This is a genomic window from Kribbella turkmenica (genome assembly GCF_004348725.1).
Taxonomy (GTDB): Bacteria; Actinomycetota; Actinomycetes; order Propionibacteriales; family Kribbellaceae; genus Kribbella; species Kribbella turkmenica.
In genome coordinates, this window is record NZ_SMKR01000021.1 from 46,691 (window position 1) to 57,802 (window position 11,112).

8 protein-coding genes are annotated in these 11,112 nt (G+C 68.2%); 3 read left to right on the forward strand and 5 right to left on the reverse strand.

From position 1 onward, the window contains the following. Positions 1-135: 135 nt before the first annotated feature. The 3 genes from E1218_RS07280 to E1218_RS07290 all read right to left on the reverse strand — a co-directional run bounded on the left by E1218_RS07280 (position 136) and on the right by E1218_RS07290 (position 5,881). Positions 136-2,010 carry an ABC transporter ATP-binding protein gene (locus E1218_RS07280; protein WP_132317574.1) on the reverse strand — a complete coding sequence of 625 codons (1,875 nt, stop codon included), beginning with the start codon at positions 2,008-2,010 and terminating at the stop codon, positions 136-138. Then, a complete protein-coding gene (locus E1218_RS07285) occupies positions 2,007-3,671 on the reverse strand; it encodes an ABC transporter ATP-binding protein (protein WP_233712072.1) in 1,665 nt (554 codons plus the stop codon). Before E1218_RS07285 ends, E1218_RS07280 begins: the two co-directional genes overlap by 4 nt. Positions 3,672-3,994: 323 nt before the next feature. Then, entirely contained in the window at positions 3,995-5,881 is a 1,887-nt protein-coding gene (locus E1218_RS07290) for a hypothetical protein (RefSeq protein ID WP_132317578.1), read from the reverse strand. Positions 5,882-6,071: 190 nt separating this feature from the next. On the opposite strand from E1218_RS07290, the gene E1218_RS07295 reads away from it, so the two are divergent. The 3 genes from E1218_RS07295 to E1218_RS07305 all read left to right on the forward strand — a co-directional run bounded on the left by E1218_RS07295 (position 6,072) and on the right by E1218_RS07305 (position 10,196). Beyond that, positions 6,072-7,133 carry an ATP-binding protein gene (locus E1218_RS07295; protein ID WP_132317580.1) on the forward strand — a complete coding sequence of 354 codons (1,062 nt, stop codon included), beginning with the start codon at positions 6,072-6,074 and terminating at the stop codon, positions 7,131-7,133. Positions 7,134-7,141: 8 nt separating this feature from the next. Further along, a complete protein-coding gene (locus E1218_RS07300) occupies positions 7,142-8,923 on the forward strand; it encodes a vWA domain-containing protein (protein ID WP_132317582.1) in 1,782 nt (593 codons plus the stop codon). Between the two features lie 64 nt (positions 8,924-8,987). Then, complete coding sequence (locus E1218_RS07305; RefSeq protein WP_132317584.1) at positions 8,988-10,196, forward strand: MFS transporter; 1,209 nt, start codon at positions 8,988-8,990, stop codon at positions 10,194-10,196. Positions 10,197-10,224: 28 nt separating this feature from the next. Here E1218_RS07305 and E1218_RS07310 read toward each other — a convergent pair whose 3' ends face one another. Together E1218_RS07310 and E1218_RS07315 are read right to left on the reverse strand one after the other, a co-directional pair. Continuing rightward, positions 10,225-10,773, reverse strand: a complete 549-nt coding sequence (locus E1218_RS07310; RefSeq protein ID WP_132317586.1) for an AAA family ATPase — start codon at positions 10,771-10,773, stop codon at positions 10,225-10,227. Between the two features lie 25 nt (positions 10,774-10,798). Then, positions 10,799-11,112, reverse strand: a 314-nt coding sequence (locus tag E1218_RS07315; RefSeq protein WP_165949157.1) for a GrpB family protein, incomplete at its 5' end; no start/stop codon positions are given.

Sequence of the window (11,112 nt, forward strand, 5' to 3'; positions counted from 1 at the left end):
CGGCAACATCCTTGACATCGGCAACACTCCCTGAAACGCCGGCACCAGGTTCTCGCCACCCCGGCACGGCGGCACGAGAGCACGCGAAAGCGGGCGCGCCGGGAGGACCCCACGCGCCCGCAATCGACCCGAGACTCAGGCCAGGGACTCCTCCCACGCCTGGTGCAGACCGGCGTACCGACCGCCTGTGGTGATCAGGTCGTCCGGTGAGCCGTCCTCCATGATCCGGCCGTGCTCGAGCACGAGGACCCGGTCGGCCGTCTCGACCGTGGACAACCGGTGGGCGATCACGATCGCCGTACGGTCGGCCAGGATGGTCCGGAGCGCGCGCTGGACGAGCCGCTCGCTCGGGATGTCGAGACTGGACGTCGCCTCGTCCAGGATCAGTACGCCGGGGTCCGCCAGGAACGCCCGCGCGAAGGCGATGAGTTGGCGCTGACCGGCCGACAGCCGGCTGCCCCGCTTCTCCACCTGGGTCTCGTACCCGTTCGGAAGCGCCATGATGAAGTCGTGCGCGCCGATCACCTTGGCCGCTTCGACGACCTCGTCGACGGTGGCGCTGGGCTTGCCGAAGCGGATGTTGTCGGCGACCGTGCCGGTGAAGAGGAAGTTCTCCTGCGTCACCATCACGACCCGCTCGCGCAGGTCGTCCTCGGTCAGGTCGCGCAGGTCGGTCCCGTCGAGGAGGACGTGACCGCTGGTCGGGTCGTAGAACCGGGCGACCAGTTTGGCGATCGTGGTCTTGCCGGCACCCGTCGTACCGACCAGGGCGAGTGTCTGCCCGGCCGGCACGTCGAGGTCGAGTCCGGGCAGGACCGGTACGCCGTCGACGTACTGGAACCGCACGTTGCGCAGCTCGAGGTGCCCGCGGCTCTTGCCGGGACGGACCGGCTTGACCGGCTCCGGTACGTCGGGCTTCTCGTTGAGCACACCGGACAGCTTCTCCAGCGCGGCGCTCGCGGACAGGAAGGTGTTGTAGAACTGCGAGATGTCCTGCAGCGGCTCGAAGAACTGCCGCAGGTACAGCAGGAACGCGGTCAGTACGCCGACGGTCACGTGCCCGTGGTACGCCTGGTAACCGCCGTACGCCAGGATCGCGACGATGGTGATGTTGCCGACGCCCTTGATCGACGGCATGAAGATCGCGTTCAGCCGGAACGACTCCAGGTTGGCCGCCCGGTAGCGGTCGTTGACGCCGTGGAAGATCTCCTCGTTGCGCGGCTCCCGGCGGAACGCCTGGACCGCACGGATCCCGGTCATCGACTCGACGAAGTGCACGATGACGAGTACGACGGCCTCACGGGTCTGCCGGTAGACGACGGCGGACCGCTTCCGGAACCAGGCCGTGATCAGGATCAGCGCCGGGAACGACAGCAGGGCCAGCAGGCCGAGCTTGAAGTCCAGCGTCAGCAGCAGGACCGCCGTACCGATCAGCGTCAGCAGCGCCGTGACCAGGCTGTCGAAGCCGTTCGCCAGCATCTCGTCGATCACGCCGACGTCCGAGGTCAGCCGGGAGATCACCCGGCCGGACGTGTACTTGTCGTGAAACGAGGGGCTGAGCCGCTGGAAGTGGTCGAACACGCGGCGGCGCAGGCCGAGCAGAATGGTCTGACCGAGCCGTCCGGACCGCATCAGGAACAGTTGCCGCGCGAAAGCCTGCAGCAACGCCATCGCGAACAGGGTGATCACGACGGTGATCAGCGTCGACGCGCCCTCACCGGCCAGGATCGGGGGGATGCCGTTGTCGATGCCGAGGTGGACCAGGTACGGCACCGCGAGCCGCGCGCCGTTCTCGACCACCACGATCACGACCAGAATCCAGATCAGCTTGTGGTACGGCCGGAGCAACTCGCCGAGGAGCCTGCGGGAGTCCTCTTTCAGGCGGATGGTCGTCGCCCTCGACAACTCCCGGTCGCCCTCGTCCTCGAAGTACCCCCGCCAGGAGGCCTCCGGCGAATTCTTCCCCTCCTCGGCCTCGGACTCCGGAGGTGTCTGCTGCGTCGTGCTCATGCGTGCACCTCCTCTTCCTCGGCCGCGAGCAGCAGCCGGTACGCCGGGACGTCGGTGAGCAGTTCGTGGTGGGTGCCGACGTGGGTGATCGTCCCGTTCTCGAGCAGAGCGACCTTGTCGGCCAGCATCACCGTCGACGCACGGTGCGCCACCACGATGCCGGTGGTGTCGGCGAGCACGTTGCGCAGCGCCTCCTCGACGAGCGCCTCGGTGTGCACGTCGAGAGCCGACAGGGTGTCGTCGAGCACCAGGACGGCGGGCTTGGCGATCACCGCCCGTGCCAGTGCGAGTCGTTGCCGCTGGCCACCGGACAGCGACATCCCCTGCTCGCCGACGCGGGTGTCCAGACCCCACGGCAGGTCGTTGACGAACTCGGCCTGGGCGACCTGGAGGGCCTGCTGGATGTCTGCCTCGGTCGCGTCCGGCCGGCCGAGGGCGAGGTTCTCCCGGACGCTCATCGAGAACAGCGTCGGGTCGTCGAAGGCGGAGGCGACCGCACCGCGCAGCGACTGCAGGGTCAGATCGCGGATGTCGTGCCCGTCGAGCATGATCCGGCCGCCGGTCACGTCGTACAGCCGGGGAACCAGAGCCGTGAGCGTGGTCTTGCCGGACCCGGTGGCGCCGACGAGGGCGAGCGTCGTACCCGGGGTGAGGTCGAGGTTGACGTCGTGCAGGATCTCGGGGGAGTCGGGGGAGAAGCGGAAGCTGACGTTCTCGAACCGCAGGTGGCCGCGCGGGCTCGGCAGCTCCTCCTCGCCGGACCGGATGGTGGACCAGGTGTCGAGGATCTCGCTGATCCGGTCCGCCGCGGTCATCGACTCCTGCGCCATCGCCAGGATGGCGCCGAGCGAGGTGACCGGCCAGATCAGCGACAGCATCAGCGTGATGAACGCGACCAGTGTGCCCAGGGTGATGGACTCCCGGCCGACGGCGAGTGCGCCGAGCAGGAGGACGACGACCAGGGTCAGGTTCGGGATCACGCCGAGGAAGCTCCAGAACCTCGACGCCAGCCGGACCTTGTCGACCGAGGTGTTGAACAGGGTGACCGCGCCGTCGTCGAACTGCTGCTGGACGTGCTGACGCCGGCCGAAGGCCTTGATCACCCGGAACCCGAGCGCGGACTCCTCGATCCGGGTGGCCAGGTCACCCTGCTGGTCCTGGACCTCGCGAGAGATCACCAGGTACTTCTTCTCGAACCGCAGCGACAGCAGGATGATCGGTACCGCCGCCAGCAGGACGACGAGACCGAGGGGCCAGTACAGCTGCAGCAGCAGAGCGGTGACGACCACCAGTTGCAGGATGTTCATCACCAGGAACAGCAGGCCGAAGCCCATGAACCGGCGGATCGTGGACAGGTCGGTGGTGACGCGGGACAGCAGCTGGCCGCTCTGCCAGCGGGTGTGGAACTCCATCGGGAGGGACTGCAACCGGACGTACAGGTCGTGCCGGAGCGTGGCCTCGAGGTCGCTGACGGTCCGGGACTGGGCCCAACGGCGCATCCAGACCAGCAGCACCTCACCGATGCTGAGACCGAGGGCGAGGAAGGCGAGCGGAACCAGCAGGTCGAGCTCGCGACGCGTGACGGGGCCGTCGATGATGGCCCGGGTGACGAGAGGGACGGTGAGGCTGACGCCGACGCCCAGCATCGCGGTGGAGAACATCACCGCCAGACGCCATCGATGGGGTCGGAGATAGGGTCGGAGCCGCCAGAGGTTGCGGCTGCGTTCGGGTGCTCTGGTGGTAGGGGCTGCGATCGACGGCGCGGAGGCAGGTCTCTCTGAGGGCATCTGGACGGGCGCACTTCCCATCATGCTCGTGTCTTTGGGGTCGCGACCGGAAAACGGCGCACTTTCCAGTATCGCGTACGGGTAAGCGCTTGTCCCTCGAATTCCATTCCTTGGTGATGAATTACCTCTTGTTGCAATAGGCGAGCCCCGTCACCACGCGGTGACGAGGCTCACAGTGATAGCGACTCGTGATAGGTCTACGGGTTCACCCGGAGGAACGCGATGCCGTCGACGATCGCCGGGGCGGTCGAGGTGGAGACGATCTTCACGGCGCCGGTCCGGAACGGCGTGATCGGCAGGTAGGTCACCTTCCGGGACGTGGTGCCGGCTGCCAGTGAGACCGTGCCGATCTTGAGGTTCGCGTGGTAGATGTCGACCCGTCCCTGACCTGGGCCGTGGATCGCGACCAGGGCGATCCGGGCTCCGGCCTCCGTCGTTTTGGTCAGGTAGGCGCCGTTCGCCTTGAGGATCGACGTGGTGCCTTGGAACGCGAGCGAGCTCGTGGAACGCGTGACGGATCCCGCCGAGGTCAGCGCGCGGTCGTCCTGCGGTGCGACCGCACAGATCTGCGGCGACCAGGCGGACAGGTTGCCGAGGTAATCGCGAGCCCGAACCAGGAAGCACTCGTCCCAGCCCAGCCGCGGCGTCCAGGTGATCGACCTGATTCGCGTGTTCTGCCAGGCAGGCGGGTACATCCATTTGCCCAGGGCAGCGCCTGGCGCGGCGACCTTGTAGACGACGTCGTACGACGCGACCTCGGTGTCCTCGGTGTACGCCCAGCGGAAGGTGACCGGCGCGGTCACGGCGACCCGGTCGCCGATCCGCAGGGTGACCAGCTTCGGCGCCGTTCCGTCGACCTCACTGCAGTACGACGTACTCCATGCGCTCAGGTTGCCCGCGTAGTCCCGGGCCCGGACCTGCCAGCAGGTGTCGGTGCCGATGGGCGCGGTGGTGCTGGCGGCGGTCCCCTTCAGCCCCTGCCACACCGGGACCTGGTTCCAAGCGCCGTACGGCGAGGTGCGGTTGGGCCGCTGCTGGATACGCAGGTCGTAGGTGGCGACTCCGGTCGCGGGGGAGTTGGGGTCCTGCGGGTCGGTGAACGCCCACTCGAACGACAAGCTGGTGTTGTCACGGATCCGGTCCCCCGCAGAGGCGCTGGTGAGCACAGGTGCGACGGTGTCCGGGCGCTGCTGCGGGTCGGCGGTGAGCCAGCTCAAAGTGATTACGCGCGGCTTCGAGTCCGGGTCGGCGTACACGATCTTTGCCAGACCCGATCCGTCGGCACGGAAGCTGGTGGGCTCGCCGCGGACCGGTCCGTAGCGGCGCTGGCCCAGTCCATGATCGTTCAGGTCGGTGACGAGCACGTCCTGCTCGGGCGTGATCTGGACGGTGAAGCCGTTGCCGAGCTGGGAGTCGGCCGCGACGGTCAGGTTGCGCGGAGCCCCCGGACCTCTCACGTCGACGACCTGATTGCAGCCGCTGAGCAGTGCCCAGCGGCCGTTGACGCGGTCCGGTCCGACCGTGCAGTTGCTGGCAACCAGGATGGTTTTGACAGTGCCGGTGGCCAGGTCCTTGCCGGTCAGCCGGCCGGGCTCGGTGACCTTCCAGACAGTCGAGTCGGACATCGCGAACGGCGGTGCGTAGTCGGCCAGCTTGGTGTTGGTCGCTACGTCGTACACCTCGGCGCTGGCGCCGTTCGGGATGCGGTGGGAGACGAGCTTCCCGCCCTTCCCCAGAATCACCTCGTCGGCCGCGGGGAAGGTGAGGCCACCGACCTTGGCCGTGGTGCCTTCGAAGGTGAGCAAACTGGACCCTTCGAGCTGGAAGGGCTTGGCGTCGCTCGACCCGCCGGTCGCGGTCCAAGTGGTGCCGTTGTTGCTGGTCTCCCAAAGCGTGTGGTCGGTCTCGTCCGTCGTCACCACCCGCGCACCGGACAGGCCGACCTCGCCGACCTGAGCCGTGGCTGTTCGACCGGTGACCAGCACGCCCTCGCCCAGATGCTCCGGCGGATCGGCCGCCATCACGTGACTCGCGACCGCCAGCACGAGCAAGAACGCACAGGCGGCCACGGCTGCCACAGCCACCCTGACCCGCAACCTCACCACAGAACCCCCTCGACACCCCGCCCCAGGGCGCCTTCGACACAGGGCGGCACCTTAGCCAGTAACGCGCGGCAACGGAAGCGCTTACCGGTATGGACCGGTCGAAAACCGGATGACAGCACGGCAGTCGAGGAGGACCCTCGGGGGTCAGGTCGAACGGCGAAAGGGACTGATGCAGGCGGGAATCACGGTGTCGGCGGGGGAACTGCCGGAGGTGCTGTTGCACGTCGCGGTGGTGCGACCGGTGTTCTTGTGGGGCGCACCCGGCATCGGGAAGAGCAGCCTGGTGCGAGCTTTCGCCGACTCGCTCGATCTGGAGTGCGTGACGCTGCTCGGCACCCAGCTCGCGCCGGAGGACCTCATCGGCGTACCGCAGATCGTCGACGGGCGGAGCCGGTTCGCGCCGCCGGTCGCAATCGCCCGGGACGAGCCGTACTGCCTGTTCCTCGACGAGCTGAACGCGTCATCCGCCGAGGTGCAGAAGGCGTTCTACTCGCTGATTCTGGATCGCCGGATCGGCGAGTACGAACTGCCTGCGGGTTCCGTGGTGATCGGCGCCGGCAACCGTGCGACCGACAACGCCCTGGCGAGGCCGATGGCGAGCGCACTGGTCAACCGGCTGGTGCACGTCCACCTGCGGGCGTCGGCTCGTGACTGGCTGAGCTGGGCGGGTACGGCGGGTATCCATCCGTGGGTGCTCGACTACCTGCGCAACCGGCCGGACCACCTCTGGACGGCGCCGCCGAAGACGGAGGAGCCGTTCTCGACCCCCCGCAGCTGGCACATGCTGTCGGACGCGTTGCACTCCTACGGCAACGGCATCACCGACGAGACCGTGCGTGTTCTCGCCTCCGGCACGTTGACCGCGGCACACGCGTCGGCGTTCCGCGCGTTCGTGAAGACGGTGCGGAACGCCTTCGGGCTGGACGCAGTCCTGAAGGGCGAGGCCGGATGGCCCGCCGCGCCGGAAGACCGCGACCTGCTGTACTTCCTGGCGGAGACCTTCCGGGCGCGGTTGGTGAAGGAGCTGTCCGCGGACAAGACATCGGCGAGCCCGGCGGCACGGCAGTTGGCCCATCGCGGCAAGGCGCTGTTGGTCGAGCTGGCCGAGATCTCGCTCGAGGTCGCGCAATTGGTGATCGCGGCCGACCAGGACGGGCGTCCGGTGCTGCCGTCCTGGTTCCTGGTCGAGGTCAGCCGCGATCTGCCGCGTCTGGTCGCGGCCCGCGCCTAGGCAGCCTGATGGCCAGGCGGAAAGCGCACAAGGACCCGGCGTGGGAGGCGATCCAGGTCGCGTGGGAGCGGATCGCCCGGCACCCGCTGTTCGCACCCATGGTGCACTGGGGCAGTACGCCGAACCGGAGTGAGAGCTGCCCGCCCGACGGCTGGGCGACGATCAACTCCAACGGGCAGATCATCACCCATCCGACGCGCCGTGCGACGCCGGAGGAGTGGACGTGGGTATTCGCTCATCTCCTCATCCACCTCGGCCTCGGGCACGCTGACAGCGACCGGCCGGAGTCCGACCGAGCCTTCGCTGCGGCCTGTGACGTCGCGGTCAACCGCTATCTGCAGTCCTTGAAGCTCGGCATACCCGTGGTGGAGTTGCCGCCCACGTTTCCCGGGACCGGCGAGGAGGCACTCGCGCGACTCTGGCGTGGAGCCGGCGTACCCGCGGAGTACGACGGTCTGGGCGTGGCAGGCCCCGCTACCGACGTACTCACGGCTCGGTGGAACGGATGGGGTCCACCGCCGAACTGGAGTGAGCTGTTCGCGGCCGGACTCTCCGCGGCAGCGGCGGCCGCCGTGGACGTCGCCGGTGGCGCTCGGTCGTCGCTGTCGGACGCGCGGGGCGGACGAGACGCCTGGGACCTGGCGCTGGGCTGGTTCGTGTCGTCGTACCCGCTGCTGGGTGCGATCGCGTCGAGTATGACGGTCGTCGCCGAGGCGGAGCTGGCGCGTGGCTGGGACATCCAGGTGGCGGCGGTGAACGCGGCAACCGGCGAGATCTACGTGAACCCCCTGGTGCAGCTGACCGAGAACGAGTGGCGGTTCGTGATTGCCCACGAGATGCTCCACGCCGCTCTGCGGCACGGGGACCGGGTGAGCGGGCGTGACCCGTACCTCTGGAATGTCGCGGCAGACCTGGTGATCAACGGCTGGCTGCTGGAGATGGGCGTCGGCATGATGCCGGCGGGGGCTCTGCACGACCCGGTCCTGAAGGGGTTGTCCGTCGAGACTGTCTACGACCGGATCGCGACGGACCTGCGCCGCTACCGGAAGTTGGCGACGTTGCGCGGTGCCGGACTCGGCGACGTACTGGGCCAACCGCTGCCGCATGTAGGCGAGTCGCAGCGTGGCGCCGGACTGGACGACATCTACCGGCGTGCACTGAGCACTGGGCTGGCGTACCACGACCCGGCACGTGGTCTGCTACCGGCGGGGCTTGTCGAGGAGATCCGGGCTCTGGACCACCCCGCGCTCGGTTGGGACGCTCAGCTCGCCAGGTGGTTCGAGGAGCACGTGCCGGCCAGGTCCCGGGTGCGGACCTACGCTCGGGCCTCCCGTCGCCAGTCCAGTACGCCGGACATCCCGCGGCCCGGGTGGATCCGACCGGTCGAGGTGGATCGATTGCCGACGTACGGCGTAGTGCTCGACACCTCAGGGTCGATGGACCGGGTGCTGCTCGGTAAGGCACTCGGCGCGATCGCGTCGTACTCGGTCGCTCGGGACGTGCCTGCGGCGCGGGTGGTGTTCTGCGATGCTGCCGCGTACGACGCGGGGTACGTACCGGTTGAGGCGATAGCCGGGCGAGTGCAGGTGCGTGGGCGGGGCGGGACTGCGCTGCAGCCGGGTGTGGAGCTGCTGGAGCGTGCTGACGACTTCCCGGTGGACGGGCCGATTCTGCTGATCACGGACGGCCAATGCGACGTGGTGCGGGTGCGGCGGGAGCACGCGTGGCTGATCCCTGCCGGCGCAACGCTTCCCTTCACTGCTCGCGGCCCGGTGTTTCGCGTGCAGTGAACAGCATCGGCCCCGGGCGAACAGGTGTAGCCGGGCGACTCTGCTCGGTGACAGGTTGCTGGACATGGCGTGGGTCGTTCGCGGTGAGTTCAGGAAGCTGTGGGTCGGGCAACTGGTGTCGGCGTCGGGGAGTGCGATCACGACTGTCGCGTTGCCGTTGGTCGCGGTGGTGACGTTGCAGGCATCAGCTGTGCAGATGGGAGTGCTCGCGGCACTGACGGTGTTGCCACACCTTGTCTTCGGACTGCCGGCGGGGGTGTGGGTGGATCGGTGGTCGCTCCGGCGAGTGCTGGTGATGACGGACGTCGGGCGTGCGCTGGTGCTCGGATGCATCCCGGTGGCGGCGGTCGTTGGTGTGTTGCAGCTGTGGCAGTTGTACGTCGTAGCTGTGCTTGCCGGTGTGCTTTCGTTGTTGTCTGAGACGGCTTCGTCGACGTTGGTGCCGGCGTTGGTGCCTCGGGAGGAGCTGATCCGGGCGAACAGTGCGCATCTGCTCAATCTGAATGTGGCATCGACGGCTGGGCCGTCGGTGGCGGGTCTGCTCGTGCAGGTGCTGACTGCGCCGTTCGCGATCCTTTTCGATGCGGCATCGTACGTGGTGTCGGCGGTGGCGTCGTACCTGATCCGTGAGCCGGAGCGGTCGGCGGTCTCGCGGTCGTCAGGGGTGCGGGTGACCGGTGGGCTGCGGGCGATCTTCGGGAATCCGGTGCTGGCTCCGCTAGTGGTGAGCGCTACCGTCGGTGCGATCGCTGGAGCCTTGCTGGGACCGTTGATCGTCCTCTATCTGGTGCGTGAGCTCGACTGGGCGCCTGCTCTCGTCGGCGTGGCCATCACAGCCTCCGGAGTGGCGGCGGTCGTCGGCTCACTCGTCGCGCCGGCATGGATCCAGGTGGTGGGGCTCGGGCGCGGTTACCTCATCGGGCAGCTCGTCGCTTCTCTCACGGGGGCTGCGCTGGCGGTCGGCTTCGCGCCACTTGTCTTCGTCGGGCAGGCGTTGGCGGGCATGGGGATGTCGCTGTTCGCCGTACCGCAACGCACGCTGCGGCAGTCTCTGCTTCCGCCGCACCAGCTAGCTCAAGTGCAAGCCACCTGGCGCACGCTGGTCATCGGCGGCCAATCCGTGGGCGCCCTCACCTCAGGCCTCCTCGCCACCACCCTGGGCCTGCGCACCACTCTCGTCCTGTCCACCGTAGTGATGCTCGCCGGCACCCTCATCGCCTACCTGTCCCCGCTACGCCGACTACACACCCTCCCGAAAGCTGTCACCGCCTGATTGCACACTCGCGGGCGGCACCCTTCGGTCAGTTCTCGACGGCGTGGGGGACTGTGCCGCCGGTGGACCAGGCGAGGTCGCTGATGATGCGCCGAGCTGAGGCGTCGAGCGTGCTCGTACTGTCGATCACCTGCTCGCCGGGTACGCCGAGAAGGTCGCAGGGCTGGTACCACCGCCGCAGTTGCTCGACGGTGACCTCCGACGGCGGCTTGGTGGCGTGACGCCGGAGGGTCTCGTCGAACGGGATCAGCAGGTAGTACACCCCGGTGTGGCCGGCATGGTCGGCGATCAGTTGCCGGACCATCTCGCCGTACGTCGGGCTGTAGAGAATCCCCTCGAGGATCACGTGGTACCCGTGGTCGAGCGCGTACCGAACCGTCTGGTCGATCAGCCCGATGTTCGGCTGGCCGGGTCGATCGTGCTCCCGCAGCAGGGTCCGCCGCAGATAGTCCTGCTCCACCCAGGCGACCCCACGTCCCACCCGCCGGCGGACCTCCTGCGCCGTCGTGCTCTTCCCCGACGCGGAGCTACCTCGCAACACCACGAAGCGCGTCGTACCGTCCCCGATCCTCGCCATCCCGAGACCCTAGACCGGGGGAGAGTCAACGATCCGACGGCGGCGGCTCCCACCCGATCGATTGCGCCCACTCATCCGCGAACTGGATCGTCCGCCAGATGAACGGCCCCTTCGCCTCCACGTAGTCGCCGCGCTGCTTCGGCCCCGGAAACTCCGCGGCCAGCCCGCGCTTCAACTCGCCGTACTTCTGCGCGTGCTCAGGATGCGACCGCAGAAAGTCCCGGAACAGCAGGTTCACCTGCTCCGAGAACGACCCAGTTCGCCGGACGTGCACATGCGTACGTCGCCCGCCCGGCGCCTCCCGGAAGTACCGCTTGGTCCGATCAGGATTCTCCACCC